The organism is Methylobacterium sp. 142-1Y (genome assembly GCF_057747795.1).
This window is the reverse complement of the sequence record NZ_CM173224.1, coordinates 1,348,044-1,366,661: the sequence shown is the minus strand read 5'-3', so window position 1 is coordinate 1,366,661 and position 18,618 is coordinate 1,348,044. Positions and strand designations below refer to the sequence as shown.

Below are 18,618 nucleotides of genomic sequence, written 5' to 3'. Positions count from 1 at the left end.
CGATGTATCCGCCAGCATGATCGTCATCCGGACTTCATACGGCCAAGCTAGGCGGCGGCTCCGAACGGACTAAAGACTCCGAGGGGCTCATGCGATCGAAACTCAACGTCGCCCTGCTGGCGGCGACATGCCTGTTCCCGGTCGAAGCCTGGGCGCAAACCGTGCCGACCTCGCCGCCGGTGGGATTTGCCAACAGCACCTCGGTCAATCCGGGCACGGTGCTGAACCGCGTGCTCGATTCCTATGCCGGGCTCCTCGCCGGCAACCCGGCGGTGCTGACCCAGAACTACCAGACCGTCGTCACCATGACGCAGGGTCGGACCGAGGCGCAGACCCTGGCGGCGATCCACGACGACCGCACCGGCCAGGCCTACAGCATCCTCAACGGCCTCGGGCCGCTGACCTCGGCCTATCTCACGGGTGCCGGCGCCTCGTTTTCCGGCACGACCCCGACGAGCCTGACGCCCACCACCTACGTCGCCACGACGCTCGCCGACTACGCGGCCAACATCGCGACCGGCAACAACGCCAATGCCGGGTCGCGGACCTTCGGCAACGGCACGGCGACACCGCTCGCGGCGGCCGTCGCCTTCATCGACGACGTCGCCCGCGCCAGCGGCTCGACCGAGCCGGCCAAGCGCATCTTCGCCCGCTACCAGGGCGACAATCCCGCCATCAACCCGCTCGATCCCCGCTTCAACAATTACAGCGCGACGACGAACCGGACCGCCCTCTCGACCCGCGACACCGCGGGCCTGGTGGTGCCGACCTACCTGTCGAACTTCCCCGTCCCGGCGGTCTACGGCACGGTCGACCGGTGGGTGCGCGGCTTCACGGTCACGCAAGCGATGATCGACGCCAATGGCGGCCGGCCGCTCACCGTGCCGAATGTCGGCACCTTCTCGGGCGGCGTCTTCACCGCGGCGACCTTCGGGGTCGGCGATTACGTGCCGGGCATCGGGACCTCGCCGCGCCCCTACCGCGTCTCGACCGACGTGAACGTGCCGGTGCCGCTGCGGCAGATCATCAACAGCACCAATCCTTACGCCGACGGCGCCTATCCGAGCGGCCACACCAATTCCGGCTCGATGCAGGCGCTGGCCACCGCCTTCCTGGTGCCGGAGCGGGCCCAGCAGCTCCTGACCCGGGCCTCGGAACTCGGCTACAACCGCATCCTCGCCGGCATGCACTCGCCCGCCGACGTGATCGGCGGCCGGATGGAATCGACGGCGATCGTCGCCACCAACATCTACGGGGCGCTCTACGACGCCAGCGGCAACCGGGTCGACTGGACCAACCCGGCCAACACCGCCGCCTACGGGGTCTACCAGGCCTACCGCCAGACGCAGTCCTACCTCGCCTCCTCCTGCGGCGCGGCGAGCGTCGCCGCCTGCCTGAACACCGCCTCCGGCAGCCAGGACGCCTTCGGCAACGCGGCACAGAACAAGGCGGACTACACCGCCCGCCTGACCTACGGCTTCCAGCCCACCGGCACCGTCACGCCGATGACCAGTGCCGACGTGCCGCTCCAGGCGCAGGTGCTGCTGCTGACCCGCTTCCCCTACCTCACCGACGCGCAGCGCACCGAGGTGCTGGCGAGCACCGGCCTGCCCTCCGGCTATCCCATCCTGAGCGGCAACACCTATGACGGCTGGGGCCGGCTGAACCTCTACGCCGCCTTCGACGGCTACGGCGCCTTCACCCGCGCCGTCACGGTGACGATGGACGCTGCGCAAGGCGGCACCTCGGCCTTCGATACCTGGCGCAACGACATCTCCGGCCAGGGCTCGCTCACCAAGGCCGGCACCGGCACCCTGGTGCTCACCGGCACCAACACCTATGCCGGCGGCACCACCGTGTCGGGCGGCACCCTCGTCGGCCACGCCCAGGCCTTCGGCTCCGGGGCGATCCGCAACGATGCCAGCCTGGTCCTCGATCAGGCGAGCGACGCCGCCATGGCCAACGCGATCTCCGGCGCCGGCAGCCTGACCAAGCTCAATGCCGGCACCCTGACGCTGACCGGCCAGAGCGGCTTCACCGGCGCGACCGCCGTTCTCGGCGGCGGGCTGGCGGTGAACGGGTCGCTTGCCGGCTCGGCCGTCACGGTCGGCCCGGGCGCCCGCCTCGGCGGCACCGGCACGGTCGGCGGGATCATGGCGCAATCCGGCGCCACGGTCGCCCCCGGCAACTCCATCGGCACCCTGTCGGTCGCCGGCAACGCCGCCTTCGCACCCGGCTCCACGTTCCAGGTCGAGGCCAATGCGAGCGGCCAGTCCGACCGCCTCGCCGTCACCGGGACCGCCACGATCCAGGGCGGTACCGTCCAGGTGCTGGCGCAAAACGGCAGCTACAACCCCCGCACCGGCTACACCATCCTGTCGGCCAACGGTGGGGTCACCGGCACCTTCGCGGGCGTCTCCTCCAACCTCGCGTTCCTCACCCCGACGCTCCGCTACCAGCCGGCGCAAGTCGACCTCACGCTCACCCGCAACGACGTCGCCTTCGCCACCATCGCCCGGTCCCGCAACCAGGCGGCGGTCGCCAACGCCGTCCAGGGTGCCGGGTCGGGCGCGGGCCTCTACAACCGGACCGTCGGCCTCACCACGCCGGAGACCGTCACCGCCTTCCAGGCGCTCACCGGCGACATCCACGCCAGCTCGGTCTCGGCCGCTTACGAGACCGCGTTCTTCGTCCGCGAGGCGATCCTCGACCGGCTGCGCGGGTCGGGCGAGGCCACCCGCGACTACGGCAGCCTGCCCGCCACCTACACCGCCGACCTGCCCGGCCGCGCCGCCCCGGTCGCCCCGGTGCCGGTGCGGGTGCTCGATCCCCGCGTGTTCGGCCTGTGGGGCCAGGGCTTCGGCAGCTTCGGCCAGGCCCACAGCGACGGTAACGCCGTCACCCTCAACCGCGACACCGCCGGCTTCGTGCTCGGCGCCGATCTGCGGCTGGAGAGCGGCATCACGCTCGGCGTCGCTGGCGGCTACACCCGCACCAACCTCGACGCGCCCGGCCAGACGGCGAGCGGTACGATCGAGAGTGGGTTCGGCGGTATCTACGGCGGCTACGAGGCCGGTCCCTTCGCCCTGCGCCTGGGGGCGGTCTATGCCGACAACAGCCTGCGCCTGCGCCGCTCGGTGGTGTTCCCGGGCTTCTCCGAGACGGAGAGCGCCCGCTACGGCGGCTCGACGTTCCAGGGCTTCGGCGAGATCGGCTACCGGATCGCGCTCGGAGCAGGCGTGCCCGGGAAGGCCTCGCCGGTCACCTATCTCGAGCCGTTCGTGGGCGGGGCCTATGTCGGCATCGATCGCGACCGGTTCGCCGAGACGGGTGGCGTCGCGGCCCTGAGCGGCGCCTCGCGGTTGTCGGAGATCCCGACGCTGACGGCGGGCGTGCGCGGGCAGACGGAGGTCGATCTGGGCTTCGGCGCCCCGGTGTCGCTGCACGGGCTGGTCGGCTACCGCCGCGCCTTCGGGGACGTGATCCCGACGGCGTTGCTGGCCTTCGGGACGGGCCCGAGCTTCGTGACGGCGGGGATCCCGATCACCCGGGACGCGCTGGTGGCCTCGGCGGGGATGGATCTGCGGGTGTCGCGGGCGGCGACGATCGGGGTGTCGTATACCGGCCAGGTGGGTTCGCGAGCCGAGGACCACGCGGTGAAGGGGACCTTCACCTACCGGTTCTGATCCAACGCGACGTCAACAAGACGGGGGCGCGGCGCGAGCCGCGCCCCTTCTGCGTTTTTTGCGAGATCGATCGGTTTGACTTGAGAATATCGCAGGCTCTTTCCCTGCGAACACGCTCGCACCCGAACCCTCCCCCCTCTGCGGGGGAGGGTGCCCCGCGGAGCGGGGCGGGAGAGGGGACGACGCCTCCGGACAAGGCGGAAGCGTTTTGACGGGTGCCCTCTGGATCAGCGTCGCGCTGCTCCTCTCCCGGCCCCTGCTGACGCGAGGTCCACCCTCCCTCGCAGAAGGGGGGAGGGTTCAGGGCGCGCGTCTCGTGACGGGCCTCACGCCGCCTGGCGATGCATCACCGGGCAGCGGTCCGGGGCCCCTTCGTCGTCCGTGCTCCAGCGGCAGACCGGGCGACCGGTCTCCGGATCGAGCGACCAGGTGGCGCGCAGGACGGCCTTCGCCGCCACGGCGGGGGCCGCGGGCAGGCGGACGGCGCCCTTCGGCGCGAAGGGCAGGATGGTGATGGTCATGATGCACCTCTCGGGGGGCGGCCGTCCGCGCGGCCGGCGCCCACGAGAGAGCGCCCGATCAGGCGTCCCTGCGAGTGGCGGCCGGCACGAACGGCGCGGTCGATCGACTGTGACTGTCGCTCGGCATGGGGTTGACGGGTCCTGGATGGAGGTGGCGGGGCGCGAGGAATCCGGCCGGGCCACCGCGGCTCCATACGCCTCCGGGCCGACGTGTCAACACGCTTTTGCCGGCCGTCCGAATGGAGGGATTCGCACGTACCGCGCAGGCGCGGCGCGCTCCCCGCGCAGGGTGGGGATGAGGCCGGAGCAGGTGCGGCGGGGGCGGCTTTCCGCTACGGCTCGGGCGGGCGCCAGGAGTCCGACAAGGAGCGCGGGACGGATGACGGGAGCGGCGGGGCCGGTGACGGCGGAGGTGGCCGACGGCCTGCCGACCCGGGAGAGGCTGTGGGCGATGCTGGCGATCGGCATCGCCATGTCGATGGCGGTGCTCGACGGCGCCATCGTCAACGTCGCCCTGCCGGTGATGGCCCGGGATCTCCAGGTCAGCCCGGGCGCCGCGATCTTCGTCACCAACGGCTACCAGCTCGCCGTCACCGCCTCCCTGCTGCCGCTGGCCTCGCTCGGCGACATCCTCGGCTACAAGCGGGTCTATTGCACGGGGCTCGCTCTGTTCGCCGCCGCCTCGCTCGCCTGCGCGCTCGCCGGCTCGCTGCCGGTGCTGGTCGCGGCCCGCATCGTCCAGGGGCTCGGCGCCGCCGGCATCATGAGCGTCAACATCGCGCTCGTGCGCTTCATCTATCCGCACCGGATGATCGGGCGCGGCGTCGGCACCATGGCGCTCATCGTGGCGATCGCCTCGGCGGCGGGCCCGAGCGTCGCGGCCGCCGTGCTGTCGGTGGCGACCTGGCCGTGGCTGTTCCTCGTCAACGTGCCGCTCGGCCTCGCGGCGCTGACGCTCGCCACCCGGATGCTGCCGGTCACACCCCGCAGCGGTGCCCGCTTCGATGCCCTGAGCGCGCTCCTCAACGCGGTGTTCTTCTGCCTGCTGATCACCGGCGTCGACGGGCTCGGCGAGCCGGGCCGCAGCGGCACGGCGCTCGCCCTGCTGGCCGGGGCGGCGATCGTCGGCACCGCCTTCGTGTGGATGCAGGCCCGCCTGCCGGCCCCGCTCCTGCCGATCGACCTCCTGCGCATCCCGGTCTTCGCCTTGTCGATGGTGAGCTCGGTCTGCTCGTTCTCGGCCCAGATGATGGCCTACGTGGCGCTGCCCTTCTACTTCCAGGACGTGCTCCACCTCACCAGCACCCAGACCGGGGTGCTGATGACGCCCTGGCCGATCGCCATCGCGGTGATCGCTCCCTTCGCCGGGCGGCTGGCCGACCGCTACCCGCCGGGGCTGCTCGGCGGCATCGGCCTCGTCGCCCTCTCGGCCGGCCTCGCCCTGATGGCGAGCTTAGGGCCGGATGCCTCGCCGCTGGCGATCGCCCTGCGGCTGACCTTGTGCGGCCTCGGCTTCGGGCTGTTCCAGTCGCCCAACAACAAGGTCATCATCACCAGCGCGCCGCGGGAGCGCAGCGGCGGCGCCAGCGGCATGCAATCGACCGCCCGGCTACTGGGCCAGTCCCTCGGCGCCGCGATGGTGGCGGTGATCTTCGGCTACCTCCACACCGGCGGCACCGTGACGGTGCTCTGGCTGGCGAGTGCCCTGGCGCTGGCCGGCTCGGTCGCGAGCGGGCTGCGGGTGCGGCGCTGACGGAGCCCTACGGATCGCCGCGCGAGATGCGGCAGAGTGTCATACCCGAAATTAATGACGCGCAGAGGTTGAATTCGCGGTTCCGACGACTCCCATGGATGAAACCGCCGGCCTAAAACGTGACCGGTGAACCGGCCGGCAAGGACCGGGACCTGGGAACCGGTGCCTTGGGGACCGGACGCAAGGAGGGCAGCGTGGACGCGCGCGTCGTCGATCGAGACACCAAGGGGGCATCCGCGCCCGGATTCCTGACCCGCGAGCGCATCGTCGCCCGGGCCGGCTTCAACCGCTGGCTCGTGCCGCCGGCGGCGCTCGCCATCCATCTCTGCATCGGCATGTCCTACGGCCTGTCGGTGTTCTGGCTGCCGCTGTCGCGGGCGCTCAGCGTGGGCCGGCCCGCTCCGGCGGCCTGCCCCGACATGGGGCTCGCCACCGCCCTCGTCACCACGACCTGCGACTGGCGCGTCAGCGACCTCGTCCTCACCTTCTCGATCGGCATCGTGATGCTGGGCCTCTCAGCCGCCCTGTTCGGCGGCTGGCTCGAGCGCGCCGGGCCGCGCAAGGCCGGGCTCGCCGCCGCCCTGTGCTGGAGCGGCGGCTTCCTCATCGGGGCGCTGGGGGTGTATCTGCATCAGCTCTGGCTGATCTGGCTCGGCATGGGGCTGATCGGCGGCATCGGGCTGGGGCTCGGCTACATCTCGCCGGTCTCGACCCTGGTGAAGTGGTTCCCGGACCGGCGCGGCATGGCGACCGGCATGGCGATCATGGGCTTCGGCGGCGGCGCGATGATCGGCTCGCCGCTCGCCGACCTGCTCATCACCCGCTTCAAGGGGCCGGATTCCGCCGGCGTGTGGCAGACCCTCGCCGTGATGGGCGCGGGCTACCTCGTCGTCATGCTCTGCGGCGCCTTCGGCTACCGCGTGCCCCCGGCGGGCTGGCGCCCCGACGGCTGGACGCCGCCCGCCGCCCGCAACCGGATGATCACCAGCGGGCACGTCCACCTGCGCGACGCCCACAGGACGCCCCAGTTCTGGCTGCTCTGGGCGATGCTGTGCCTGAACGTCTCGGCCGGGATCGGCGTGCTGGCGCTGGCCTCGCCGATGCTCCAGGAGATTTTCGGCGGCGCGCTGATCGGGCAGCCTCAGGTCGGGTTCGGGCAGCTCGATCCCGGGGCGAGGGCGCAGGTCGCCGCGATCGCCGCCGGCTTCGTCGGGCTGCTGTCACTGTTCAACATCCTGGGCCGGTTCTTCTGGGCGACGCTGTCCGACCGCATCGGCCGCAAACTGACCTACGCGACCTTCTTCGCGCTCGGCTGCGTGCTCTACGCGGCGGCACCCTGGGCGGCCGGCATCGGCTCGAAGGCGCTGTTCGTGCTGTTCTTCTGCGTGATCCTGTCGATGTATGGCGGCGGCTTCGCGACGATACCCGCCTACCTGGCCGACGTGTTCGGCACCCAGTTCGTCGGCGCGATCCACGGCCGGCTGCTCACCGCCTGGTCGACGGCGGGCGTGGTCGGGCCGCTCGTCGTCACGGCGATCCGGCAGGCGCAGGTCGATGCGGGGGTGCAGGGCGCGGCGCTCTACGGGCGGACGCTGCTGATCCTGGCCGGCTTCCTGGCGGCCGGCTTCGTGGCCAACCTCCTGGTGCGGCCGCTCGCCGAGCGCTGGTTCATGAAGGCGTCCGAGCTGCCCGCCGCGCCGGCCGCGGTCGAGAGCCAGGGCGGTGCCGACGGGATCGGCCGGGGCGGCCTGACGCCTGCGGCGATCCTGGCCTGGGCGGCGGTCGGTTTGCCGATCCTGTGGGGCGTCTGGATCACGCTGGCGAAGGCGCTGATCCTGTTCCGGTAACCAGCATTCGCCGGGCCGGTTACCGGCTCGGCGCCAACGATGATGCAAGAACGAGAGATGCGCAAAAGTTGCTCCGCGCGACGTAGACCGTATCCGGACCCGAACCCGTCTCGACAGAGTTCAAACCCGCCGTGTCATCCCGGGTCCGCGCAGCGGAGCCCGGGATCCATAACCGCTGACTGTGGAGAATGAGGCGGCCGGCGTTCCGCTTCATCCAGCACCGTCGGCGTTCATGGATCCCGGGTTCTCGTCTTCGACGAGCCCCGGGATGTCGCGGAGAGATGTCGGCGCATGGGTCTGATCGATCGGCGCAGCCGCTCGAACAGGCTCTGCGGATATCCAAAGGTCACGGATCACGGCGCGGTTGCGGAGAGCGACAGACCGCGCTCCCCTCCGTACAGCGTCCTCAGTTCGCGGGCTGCGACGCCGCGACGCGGTTGCGGTTCGGCGCCTCGGTGCGCTTGCCGGCCTCGGGTACCTTCTCCGCCGGCTTGGCGGCGGGCTTCGTCTCGGCCGCATGCTTGGCGTCGGCGGGCTTGCCGTCGGCCTTCGTCGCGGCTGCAGGGTTGAGCCCGTCGACCTTCACCGACGCCGTGTGGGCGGCCGGGTGGAACCGGGCGGTGACCTTCTTCGGCAGGGGCGCGGCCGGCGAGATCGCCGCGACCGGGGTGGTGTCGGCCGCCGGCGGGGCGGCGGGGGCGACCGGAGGCGCCGCCGGGGCGCCGCCGAACAGGTTGCCGAGGAGCTTGCGGTAGGTCGCCGGGTCGCCGTCGGCGCTCGCCACGGTGATCGGCGCCGCCGGGGCGGCGGCCTGAGCGGCCTCGCGGGTCGGGATCGGGGCCGGGTTCGTCGCCGGGGCCGCGAAGGCGAGCGCGGTCGGTCTCACCGCCCCGTGCTTGCCCTTCTCGTGCTTCGCGTCGAACTTCGGGTCCATCTTGGCGAGCAGGACCGGCTTCACCTTCGGCTCGATCGTGATCTCCTCGGGCGCCGCCGCCAGGGCCTCGGGCCGGCTGATCGTCCCCATGTTGGGCCGCGGCTGCGCCTGCTCGGCGAAGAGCTGGGTGCTCGGCGAGGATTCGCGGAAGAACGGGTGCTGGCCGCCATCCTGGTAGACGAGGCGGGTCGCCGGGGTGCCCTTGGCGACGAGCTCGGCCACCTCGACCTCGTCCTTCTCGTGCTTGGCGGCGACGAGCGGATCGACCTTCGGCTTGCAGGCGCCCGCCGCCGCGTCCGAGCCGCCGAAGACGTAGCGGGTGCCGCAGACGCCGACCCGCGGCTCCTCGTGCAGGGCCTCGAAGTAATCCGAGCCCTCCTTCAGGTTGCGCCAGAATCCGATATTCGGGTCGTTGCGGAACTTGGCGAGGTTCTGCGCCGTCATCCGGAACGGATAGGACTGGAACTGGAACGCCCGCTGCCCGCCGACGAAGGCCTCGCGGGCGATGGCGTAGATCTCGGCGATCGACTCGTCGGTCATCGCGAAGCAGCCGGCGGACGAGCAGGTGCCGTGCACCATCAGGTAGCTGCCGGTACGGCCGTTGGCGCGGTCGAAGGCGTTCGGGTAGCCGGTGTCGAAGGACAGGTAATAGGATGAGTTCGGGTTCATCTGGCCCATACTGATGGGATAGAACCCCTCCGGCGCCTGCCGGTCGCCCTCGCGCACCTTCGGCCCGAGCTGGCCCGACCAGCGGCAGATCGGGAAGGTCTTGAGCAGCGCGTACTGGCCGTCCGTCCCGCGCTTCCACACCTCCATCTCCGATTCCTTCTTGAAGGCGCGGATCAGGATCGGGTCGCGGGGCGACATGTTCTTCGTCGCCATCAGGGCGACGGTCTTTTGCGGGATCGGCTCGCGGGCCCGGGCCGAGCCGGCGGCCGAGAAGCCGGCATCCTGGCACGCCCCGAGGGACAGGGCGACGACGAGCCCGCTCGCCGCCAGCACCGGACGCATCGCCAGACGCCTCGCCAGACCCACCATGGGAACCCCGCCTTCTCGCCATCGGACCGCCGGCACACTGACGCCGCGGACCGGTCTCCCCAACCCCATAGCTTCGTTAAACTTACCCGGCTCTTACCGCAAGAACGGTCAAGGTTGCGGGAATTCGCTCAACGATGGACCGGCCAAGACGCCGACGTCACGCATCACGGGGTTCACCCGCGAAGACATCCGCCCGGTCTTCGGCAAAACCAAGGCCGGGTTGTGTCTGAGCCGTGTGGGTTGTGCGGGGCTGTGGAAGACGGGGATTGAGATCAGAGGCTCCGGCCGATCTCCAGGAACTTCTGCGCCCGGCGGTCGCGCAAGGCCTCCGCGTCGAGGGCCGAGAGCAGCTCCAGGGCGTTCGCGATCGCGTCGCCGGCGGCCCGGATGGCGGCCTCGCCGTCGCGGTGGGCGCCGCCGGTCGGCTCGGGGATGATGCCGTCGATCACGCCGAGCCGCAGCAGGTCCTGGGCGGTGATCTTCATCGCGGTGGCGGCGTCCTGGGCCCGGCCGGCATCGCGCCACAGGATCGAGGCGGCGCCCTCCGGCGAGATCACGCTGTAGATGGAATGCTCCAGCATCAGCACGGTGTTGGCGGTGGCGAGCGCGATGGCGCCGCCAGAGCCGCCCTCGCCGATCACCACCGTGACGTTCGGGGTCGGCAGGCCGAGGCAGGCTTCCGTCGAGCGGGCGATGGCCTCGGCCTGGCCGCGCTCCTCCGCCTCGATGCCCGGATAGGCGCCGGCCGTGTCGACGAAGGTGAGGACCGGCAGGCCGAAGCGGCCGGCGAGCCCCATCAGGCGCACCGCCTTGCGGTAGCCCTCGGGCTTGGCCATGCCGAAATTGTGCCGGATGCGCGCCTCGGTGTTGGCGCCCTTCTCCTGGCCGATGACGCAGACCGGGCGGCCGCGGAAGCGGCCGAAGCCGCCGACCACCGCCTCGTCCTCGCCGAAGACGCGATCACCGGCGAGCGGCTGGAACTCCTCGATCAGCCCGGCGCAGTAATCGACGAAATGCGGCCGCTGGGGGTGGCGGGCCACCTGCGTCTTCTGCCAGGGGGTGAGGCCGGCATAGAGTTCGGCGAGCGCCGCCGCGGCCTTGGCCTCCAACCGCGCCACGTCCTCGCTGATCGCCACCGCGCCGTCGCGGTCGCCGAGGGCCTTCAGCTCCTCAAGCTTCGCCTCGAGCTCGGCGACGGGCTTTTCGAAGTCGAGGTAGGAGCGCATCGGGACCTATGCTGTGTCGGGCCGGCGTCGCGGAGATCGAGGCGGGAGGCCGGGGCCTGTTGCGAGCCCTGCGGGTGTGGAGCGCCTGCGGGTCGGGGCGGCCCATCGGGGACCGGGCGGCGCGGAGGCTTGGCGGAGGGGCCGGCCCGTGTCAACCCGGGACGCCGGCCGGGCGGGACCCGGAACCGGGCAGAAACGAGCGTGGACGGTGCCCGGCTCGCGGCCGCGCGGACCGTATGGCGAGCACGCGGTCCGGACACATCCGTCGCCCTGCCTCTTGCCCTCTCGTGAAAACCTGCTATAGGCCGCGCCTCGCGTTCGCTCCGGCCGGGGGCTGAACGGACGGTGGCGGATCTCGAACGACTCGCCATAGGGGTTCGCCCCGTCGTCCCGTGTCTCCGCCTTCGAACAACCGCTCGGGCCTTTGCAGGCTCGAAGGGCTTGGCGCCGTGCGACGCGAGGACGAACCGGCCCGACGCCCGAAACCGCTTACCCGCGTTGTCGTGCAGCGGGCCTTAGTCTCCCTGAGAAAGGCCCATCATGGCTCTCTATGAGCATGTGTTCCTGGCTCGCCAGGACGTGACCTCGCAGCAGGTCGAAACGATGGTCGAGACCTACAAGTCCGTCATCGAGCAGAACGGCGGCAAGGTCGAGAAGACCGAGATGTGGGGCGTGAAGTCCCTCGCGTACCGCATCCGGAAGAACCGCAAGGCGCATTTCACCCTCCTCAACATCGACGCTCCCCCGGCGGCCCTCGCCGAGATGGAGCGCCAGATGCGCATCTCCGAGGACGTGCTGCGCTTCATGACCGTGCGCGTCGAGGAGCTCGAGTCCGAGCCGTCCGCGATGATGCAGAAGCGCGACCGCGACGAGCGCAAGGACCGCGAGCGCGGCCGTCGCCGCGACGATGACGGCTTCGGCGGCGGCTTCGGCGGCGGTGACCGCCCCGAGCGCGGCGACCGTCCGGATCGCGGCGATCGTCCGGAGCGGCCTGAGCGCGCCGAGCGCAACACGAACGAGGAGCAGTAAGCCATGGCTTTCGGTGCTGGTGGCGGCGGCGGTGGCCGTCGTCCGTTCTTCCGTCGGCGCAAGACCTGCCCGTTCTCGGGCCCCAATGCCCCGAAGATCGACTTCAAGGACGTGAAGCTGCTCTCGCGCTACGTCTCCGAGCGCGGCAAGATCGTGCCCTCGCGCATCACCGCGGTGTCGGCCAAGAAGCAGCGCGAGCTCGCCCAGGCGATCAAGCGCGCCCGCTTCCTGGGCTTCCTGCCCTACGTGATCCGCTAATCGTCTGATCAACAACCCGGCGGCAGCGCGCCGCCGGGTCGCTGGGGCGGTCTTGCATCGCCTCTAACCGCACCCGGACCGGGCGGCGGGACAGCGGGCATAAGGTTTCCATGGTTCGTCACACCGGCATCGGCGTCATCGCCGGCCTCGCCTCGGCACTCCTGATCGGGGTCGTCGTCCAGGCGACGCCGCTCGCTCTCGCCCTCTACCTGCTCGCCCCGCTGCCGATCCTGATCGTGGCGATGGGCTGGAGCCACCGGACCGGCCTCGTCGCCGCCGCCGCCGGCACGCTCGCCCTCGCCCTCGCCGCCTCGCCGTTGCGCGGCCTCGCCTTCCTGGTCTCGACCGCCCTTCCCGCGTGGTGGCTCGGCTATCTCGCGCTGCTGGGCCGTCCCAAAGTCTCCGGTGGGACGACGTCCGGCGAGATGGAATGGTACCCGACCGGCCGGCTGCTCGCCTGGGTCGCCGTCACCGCGTCCATCGCCCTCGTCGTCGTGGTGATGCTGTCGTCGGGCGACCACGCCGCCTACCAGGACCGGGTCCGCCGCCTCGCCCGGGCGATGCTCCAGCTCCAGATCCAGGAGGCCCCGTCCCGGGGCGCCGGGCTGGAGGAGGACGACCTCGCCCGCATCGCCGAGCGGGTCGCGGGCCTTGCCCCCGCCATCATGGCGACGACGTTCACCCTGCTCCTGACCTTCTACCTCTGGGCCGGCGCCCGGGTGGTGCAGATCTCCGGCCGCCTGGCCCGGCCCTGGCCGGATCTCGCCGCCACCGCCCTGCCGCGCCGGGCGTTGTGGGGATTGGCGATCGGTGCCGCGCTGTCGGTCGCGCCGGGCTATGCCGGCGCCTTCGGCGTCGCGCTGCTCGGCGCCCTCTCGACGGCGCTCGCCCTGCAGGGCCTGGCGGCGCTCCACGACCGCAGCCGCGGCAAGCCCGGCCGCGTGCCGATGCTGATCGGCCTCTACGTGCTGGTCTTCCTGACGCAGGGGCTGGCGCTCGCCGCACTCGCCCTGTTCGGCCTCGTCGACGCCCTGACCGGGCGGCGCCGGCCGGCGCAAGTTCCGCCGGTGGCCTGACCTGAATCCCCGGGCCGCTGCGAGGCGATCCGGATCCCCGACGGCGGGCACGCTCCGCCATCACACCCCGAGGCCCGAAAAGCCTCACCAACGTAAGGACGACGACCATGGAAGTGATCCTGCTCGAGCGCGTGGCCAAGCTCGGCCAGATGGGTGAGACCGTGAAGGTGAAGGCGGGCTTCGCCCGCAACTTCCTGCTCGCCCGCGGCAAGGCCCTGCGCGCCACGGAAGGCAACAAGAAGCGCTTCGAGGACCAGCGCGCCCAGCTCGAGGCCCGCAACCTCGAGCGTCGCGCCGAGGCCGAGAAGGTCGGCGAGACCCTGAACGGCAAGAGCTTCGTGCTGATCCGCCAGGCCGGCGAGACCGGCGTGCTCTACGGCTCGGTCTCCCCGCGCGACCTCGCCGAGGTGGTGACCCAGGACGGCTTCACCATCAACCGCGACCAGTTCAACATCGCGCAGCCGATCAAGACGCTCGGCCTGCACACCGTCCCGGTGGTGCTGCACCCCGAGGTCGAGGTCACCGTGACCGTCAACATCGCCCGCAGCCCCGAGGAGGCCGAGCGCCAGGCCCGCGGCGAGTCGACCACCACCCGCGAGGAGTTCAACCTCGACGATCTCGGCCTCGAGGTCGGCGCTGCCCTGGCCGAGGCCGGCCCGGACGCCAGCCTCGACCGCTGATGATCCACACGCTGTCCTGTCCTCCGGGGCGGGATAGCCGGGACAGCGGGGACAAGCCCGGGATCCGGGCTTGACTTGTTCCCATTTTGTTCCAGCATGGCGGGGTCCGCGGCGTGAGTCGCGGGCCCCGCTGTCGTTTCGAACCGCCGTTCGCCACCCTTCGGTCAAGGTTTGGTCAACGATGGTGGTGCGATGGTCGCCGCAGCGTTTGTTCCGACACGCGGTCGCCCCGACCCGTGCCGCCCCCTCGATTGAGCCGGAGCCCCGCCGGATGGCCATTCCCAGCACCCTGACGGCGAATCTCGAACCCGTGCAGCAGGAATACCGCGTCGCGCCGCATAACATCGACGCGGAGCAGGCGCTGCTCGGCGCGATCCTGGTGAACAACGACGCGTTCTACCGGGTCTCGGACTTCCTGCTGCCCGAGCACTTCATGGAGGAGGTGCACCGGCGGATCTACGAGGTGTCGATCACGCTGATCAAGGCCGGCAAGCTCGCGAGCCCGATCACCCTCAAGACCTATCTGGGCGACGCCGATCTCGGCGGCCTCACGGTCGGCCAGTACCTCGCCCGGCTCGCCGCCGAGGCGACGACGGTCATCAACTCGGAGCATTACGGCCGCACGATCTACGACCTGGCGCTCCGCCGGCGCCTGATCACCATCGGCGAGGACTTGGTCAACGGCGCCTACGAGGCCCCGGTCGAGACCTCGCCGCGCGAGCAGATCGAGGCGACCGAGCGCCGGCTCTACGAACTCGCCGAGACCGGCAAGTACGACGGCGGCTTCCAGAAGTTCTCCGACGCCCTGACGGCGGCGGTCGACATGGCGGCCAAGGCCTATCAGCGCGAGGGCCGGCTGTCGGGCATCGCCACCGGCCTGTCCGACCTCGACGCCAAGATGGGCGGCCTGCAAGCCTCGGACCTGATCATCCTGGCCGGCCGCCCCGGCATGGGCAAGACCTCGCTCGCCACCAACATCGCGTTCAACATCGCCAAGGCCTATGTCGGCGAGAAGCAGCCCGACGGCTCGATCGCGACCAAGAACGGCGGCATCGTCGGCTTCTTCTCGCTCGAAATGTCGGCCGAGCAGCTCGCCACCCGCATCATCGCCGAGCAATCGGGCGTCGCCTCCTACAAGATCCGCCGCGGCGACATCCGGCCGGAGGAATTCTACAAGATCACCGACGCCGCCCGGGACATGCAGACGATCCCGTTCTACATCGACCAGACCGGCGGCATCTCGATCGCCCAGCTCGCGGCGCGGGCCCGCCGGCTGAAACGCCAGCGCGGCCTCGACCTGCTCGTCGTCGACTACCTCCAGCTGCTCTCCGGCTCGTCGAAGAAGGGCGAGAACCGGGTGCAGGAGATGACCGAGATCACCACCGGCATGAAGGCGCTCGCCAAGGAACTGGCGGTGCCGATCGTCGCCCTGTCGCAGCTCTCGCGCCAGGTCGAAGCCCGCGACGACAAGCGGCCGCAGCTCTCGGACCTGCGCGAATCGGGCTCGATCGAGCAGGACGCCGACGTGGTGATGTTCGTGTTCCGCGAGGAATACTACGTCAAGAACAAGAAGCCGCGCGAGGGCACGGAAGAGTTCTTCACCTGGGAAGCCGAGATGAACCGCGTCTACGGCAAGGCCGAGGTGATCCTCGGCAAGCAGCGCCACGGTCCCACCGGCACGGTCGAGCTCCAGTTCGACGCCGAGATCACCCGGTTCTCGAACCTGGCGCAGGGCGACCGGCTGCCCGATACGATGTGAGGCACCGCCTCGCCTGACTTTCGGGCAGGCGCCCCCCTCCTCGGCCCTGGCCTTGCCCCCTCGTCAGAGGGTAGACCGGGGCCGAGGAGCGAGATCATGACCGAGCCCACACCCATCGGCCATGGCGGCCGCCTCACCATCGACCTGTCGGCCCTGCGGGCGAACTGGCGGATTCTCGCGAAAGCCGCGGAGTGCCCCGAGACCGCCGCGGTCATCAAGGCCGATGCCTATGGCTGCGGGATCGCCCGGGCCGCGCCCGCCCTGTGGGCGGAGGGCTGCCGCACCTTCTTCGTCGCCCACCTGTCGGAAGCGCTCGCTGCGCGAGTGGCAGTACCGGAGGCGGCGATCTACGTGCTCAACGGATTTCCGCCGGGCAGCGCGGCGGCCTACCGCGCCGCGGGCTTGCACCCCGTGCTCGGCTCGCGCGAGGAGGTCGCCGAGTGGGCGGCGGCGAACCGTCAGGAGGGCGTGACGCGCCCGGCGGCCCTCCACGTCGATACCGGCATGAATCGCCTCGGCCTGTCGGTGCCGGAGGGACTGGCGCTCGCCGGAGACCCGATCGTGCAGCAAGCCGGCATCGACCTCCTGATGAGCCATCTCGTCAGCGCCGAGGTCGAGCACGATCCGCTCACCGACCACCAGGCGGCGGAGTTCGCGCGGGTGCGCGCCGCCTATCCGGGAATCCGAGCCTCACTGGCGAACTCCTCCGGCGACTTCCTGCCCTCCTGCCGCGCCGACCTGGCGCGGCCGGGCTATGCCCTCTACGGCGGCAACCCGCGGCCCGGGCGCGATAATCCGATGCGCCCGGTGGTGCGGCTCGAGGCCGGTATCCTCCAGGTCCGCGAGGTCGCCTCCGGCGAGACCGCCGGCTACAATGCTCGCTGGGTCGCCCCGGGGCCGCGCCGCCTCGCCACCCTGTCGCTGGGCTATGCCGACGGCTTTCCCCGCGCCTCGACCGGCCGCGGCGAGGCTGTGGTCGGCGGCGTGCGCTGCCCGTTTGCCGGCAACGTCTCGATGGACCTCATCATCCTCGACGTGACCGAAGCGCCGCCCGGGGCCCTGTTTCGCGGCGCACCCGCGACGCTCATCGGCGACGGCCTCGACGTCGACGCGGTCGGGCGCAGTGCCGGGACGATCGGCTACGAGATCCTGACCGGGCTCGGGCGACGCTACGAGCGGGTGTATCGGGGCTGAAAGATCGCTCCGGATCGTTCTGGCCGGACAGGACTGCCGCCCTCCGTGTCATCCTGGGGCTCGGCGCAGCCGAGAACCCGGGATCGATAACCGCTGACGTGGAAAAATGGACGAAAACCGTCCCGCCTCATCCTGAATCGTCGGCGTTCATGGATCCCGGGTTCCGCTGCGCGGCCCCGGGATGACACTGAGGGTATGAACCGCGTCGAGCGAGCGACAGAGCCTTCGAAAACCCGGTACGGCCCCGGTGCAGCCCATCGCCTCCACCCCTTTCGAAAAGGCGGTTTTGCTCGAGCGCGGTTGGCGCTAGGCTCACCTCCGGCAAGGCCGGGGCGCGAGAGACCCTGGCGACGGGAGGATTCGCGCATGGACTTCACCCTCTCCGAGCGGCAGCGCCACTGGCGCGACCGGGTCCGGGCCTTCATGGACGAGCATGTCCGCCCCATGGTGCCGACCTACAAGGCCGAGATGGAGGCCTTCGGCACCGATCGCTGGCAGCCGGTGCCGGTGATCGAGCGATTGAAGCCCAAGGCCCGCGAGGCCGGGCTGTGGAACCTGTTCCTGCCCCCCTCCCCCCAGCACGACGACGGCGATTTTCGCGGCGCGGGTCTCACCAACCTCGATTACGCGCTCTGCGCCGAGGAGATGGGCCGGATCTCCTGGGCCTCCGAGGTGTTCAACTGCTCGGCGCCCGATACCGGCAACATGGAGGTGCTGCACCGCTACGGCACCAAGGCCCAGAAGGAGCGCTGGCTCACCCCTCTGATGGCGGGCGAGATCCGCTCGGCCTTCCTGATGACCGAGCCGGACGTCGCGTCCTCGGACGCCACCAACATCGAGACGAAGATCCGCCGCGACGGCGACCATTACGTGATCAGCGGCCGCAAGTGGTGGTCGTCGGGCGTCGGCGACCCGCGCTGCGCCGTCGCGATCGTGATGGGCAAGACCGACACCAGCGCCCCCCTGCACCAGCAGCAATCGCAGATCCTCGTGCCGCTCGACACGCCCGGGATCGAGGTGGTGCGGATGCTGCCGGTCTTCGGCTACGACGACGCGCCGCACGGCCATGCCGAGGTGATCCTGCATGACGTGCGGGTGCCAGCCGAGAACCTGCTGCTCGGCGAGGGCCGCGGCTTCGAGATCGCGCAAGGGCGCCTCGGGCCGGGGCGCATCCACCATTGCATGCGCACCATCGGGGTGGCCGAAGAGGCGCTGGAGAAGATGGCCAAGCGCCTGCTGTCCCGCGTCGCCTTCGGCAAGCGCATCGCCGACCACTCGGTCTGGGAGCAGCGCATCGGCGAGGCCCGCACCGATATCGAGATGACGCGCCTCCTCTGCCTCAAGGCGGCGGACATGATGGACAAGGTCGGCAACAAGGGCGCCAAGCTCGAGATCGCGATGATCAAGGTCGCGGCCCCGCGCATGGCGCTGAAGATCATCGACGACGCGATCCAGGCCCATGGCGGCGCCGGGGTCAGCAGCGATGCCGGGCTGGCCTATTCCTATGCCCGCATCCGCACGCTGCGCCTCGCCGACGGGCCGGACGAGGTCCATAACCGCTCGATCGCCCGGCTGGAACTCGCGCAATACGGCAACCGCGAGCGGTCGAAGGCCTGA

General features: G+C 70.8%; 13 protein-coding genes. 10 read left to right on the top strand and 3 right to left on the bottom strand.

Annotation, left to right across the window (positions count from 1 at the left end):
* Positions 1-89 precede the first annotated feature (89 nt).
* The gene (locus AC3AOF_RS06355) at positions 90-3,686 is read left to right on the top strand and encodes an autotransporter family protein (protein WP_488347993.1); all 3,597 of its coding nucleotides are present in this window, start codon (positions 90-92) and stop codon (positions 3,684-3,686) included.
* A gap of 326 nt (positions 3,687-4,012) precedes the next feature.
* On the opposite strand, the gene AC3AOF_RS06350 is transcribed toward AC3AOF_RS06355, so the two are convergent.
* On the bottom strand, positions 4,013-4,207 hold the full coding sequence (locus AC3AOF_RS06350) for a hypothetical protein (protein WP_488347992.1): 195 nt from the start codon (positions 4,205-4,207) through the stop codon (positions 4,013-4,015).
* Positions 4,208-4,586: 379 nt separating this feature from the next.
* On the opposite strand from AC3AOF_RS06350, the gene AC3AOF_RS06345 reads away from it, so the two are divergent.
* Together AC3AOF_RS06345 and AC3AOF_RS06340 are read left to right on the top strand one after the other, a co-directional pair.
* Complete coding sequence (locus tag AC3AOF_RS06345; RefSeq protein WP_488347991.1) at positions 4,587-5,960, top strand: MFS transporter; 1,374 nt, start codon at positions 4,587-4,589, stop codon at positions 5,958-5,960.
* A 194-nt stretch (positions 5,961-6,154) separates the two neighbouring features.
* Complete coding sequence (locus tag AC3AOF_RS06340) at positions 6,155-7,807, top strand: OFA family MFS transporter (protein ID WP_488347990.1); 1,653 nt, start codon at positions 6,155-6,157, stop codon at positions 7,805-7,807.
* A 406-nt stretch (positions 7,808-8,213) separates the two neighbouring features.
* Here AC3AOF_RS06340 and AC3AOF_RS06335 read toward each other — a convergent pair whose 3' ends face one another.
* Entirely contained in the window at positions 8,214-9,752 is a 1,539-nt protein-coding gene (locus AC3AOF_RS06335; RefSeq protein ID WP_488347989.1) for a L,D-transpeptidase family protein, read from the bottom strand.
* A 299-nt stretch (positions 9,753-10,051) separates the two neighbouring features.
* Positions 10,052-11,005 (bottom strand): acetyl-CoA carboxylase carboxyltransferase subunit alpha, encoded by a 954-nt coding sequence (locus AC3AOF_RS06330; protein WP_488347988.1) that lies wholly within the window; start codon positions 11,003-11,005, stop codon positions 10,052-10,054.
* A 540-nt stretch (positions 11,006-11,545) separates the two neighbouring features.
* Here AC3AOF_RS06330 and rpsF point away from each other — a divergent pair.
* The 7 genes from rpsF (at position 11,546) to AC3AOF_RS06295 (ending at position 18,618) form a co-directional block, all read left to right on the top strand.
* Positions 11,546-12,034 carry a 30S ribosomal protein S6 gene (gene rpsF, locus AC3AOF_RS06325; protein WP_093568495.1) on the top strand — a complete coding sequence of 163 codons (489 nt, stop codon included), beginning with the start codon at positions 11,546-11,548 and terminating at the stop codon, positions 12,032-12,034.
* A 3-nt stretch (positions 12,035-12,037) separates the two neighbouring features.
* Positions 12,038-12,292, top strand: a complete 255-nt coding sequence (gene rpsR / locus AC3AOF_RS06320) for a 30S ribosomal protein S18 (RefSeq protein WP_236991573.1) — start codon at positions 12,038-12,040, stop codon at positions 12,290-12,292.
* A gap of 110 nt (positions 12,293-12,402) precedes the next feature.
* Positions 12,403-13,368: a DUF2232 domain-containing protein gene (locus AC3AOF_RS06315; protein ID WP_488347987.1), complete on the top strand. Its 966-nt coding sequence runs from the start codon at positions 12,403-12,405 to the stop codon at positions 13,366-13,368.
* 107 nt (positions 13,369-13,475) lie between these two features.
* On the top strand, positions 13,476-14,048 hold the full coding sequence (rplI, locus tag AC3AOF_RS06310) for a 50S ribosomal protein L9 (RefSeq protein WP_236991575.1): 573 nt from the start codon (positions 13,476-13,478) through the stop codon (positions 14,046-14,048).
* A 271-nt stretch (positions 14,049-14,319) separates the two neighbouring features.
* Positions 14,320-15,807, top strand: a complete 1,488-nt coding sequence (locus AC3AOF_RS06305; protein ID WP_236991576.1) for a replicative DNA helicase — start codon at positions 14,320-14,322, stop codon at positions 15,805-15,807.
* 96 nt (positions 15,808-15,903) lie between these two features.
* Positions 15,904-17,001: an alanine racemase gene (alr, locus tag AC3AOF_RS06300; RefSeq protein ID WP_488347986.1), complete on the top strand. Its 1,098-nt coding sequence runs from the start codon at positions 15,904-15,906 to the stop codon at positions 16,999-17,001.
* A 366-nt stretch (positions 17,002-17,367) separates the two neighbouring features.
* Positions 17,368-18,618, top strand: a complete 1,251-nt coding sequence (locus AC3AOF_RS06295; RefSeq protein ID WP_488347985.1) for an acyl-CoA dehydrogenase family protein — start codon at positions 17,368-17,370, stop codon at positions 18,616-18,618.

Excerpts from the sequence above, each read along its gene's own strand:
- AC3AOF_RS06355 (WP_488347993.1), top strand. The coding sequence starts at position 90 with ATGCGATCGAAACTCAACGTCGCCCTGCTGGCGGCGACATGCCTGTTC.
- AC3AOF_RS06350 (WP_488347992.1), bottom strand. The coding sequence starts at position 4,207 with ATGACCATCACCATCCTGCCCTTCGCGCCGAAGGGCGCCGTCCGCCTG.
- AC3AOF_RS06345 (WP_488347991.1), top strand. The coding sequence starts at position 4,587 with ATGACGGGAGCGGCGGGGCCGGTGACGGCGGAGGTGGCCGACGGCCTG.
- AC3AOF_RS06335 (WP_488347989.1), bottom strand. The coding sequence starts at position 9,752 with ATGCGTCCGGTGCTGGCGGCGAGCGGGCTCGTCGTCGCCCTGTCCCTC.
- AC3AOF_RS06330 (WP_488347988.1), bottom strand. The coding sequence starts at position 11,005 with ATGCGCTCCTACCTCGACTTCGAAAAGCCCGTCGCCGAGCTCGAGGCG.
- rpsF (WP_093568495.1), top strand. The coding sequence starts at position 11,546 with ATGGCTCTCTATGAGCATGTGTTCCTGGCTCGCCAGGACGTGACCTCG.
- rpsR (WP_236991573.1), top strand. The coding sequence starts at position 12,038 with ATGGCTTTCGGTGCTGGTGGCGGCGGCGGTGGCCGTCGTCCGTTCTTC.
- AC3AOF_RS06315 (WP_488347987.1), top strand. The coding sequence starts at position 12,403 with ATGGTTCGTCACACCGGCATCGGCGTCATCGCCGGCCTCGCCTCGGCA.
- rplI (WP_236991575.1), top strand. The coding sequence starts at position 13,476 with ATGGAAGTGATCCTGCTCGAGCGCGTGGCCAAGCTCGGCCAGATGGGT.
- AC3AOF_RS06305 (WP_236991576.1), top strand. The coding sequence starts at position 14,320 with ATGGCCATTCCCAGCACCCTGACGGCGAATCTCGAACCCGTGCAGCAG.
- alr (WP_488347986.1), top strand. The coding sequence starts at position 15,904 with ATGACCGAGCCCACACCCATCGGCCATGGCGGCCGCCTCACCATCGAC.
- AC3AOF_RS06295 (WP_488347985.1), top strand. The coding sequence starts at position 17,368 with ATGGACTTCACCCTCTCCGAGCGGCAGCGCCACTGGCGCGACCGGGTC.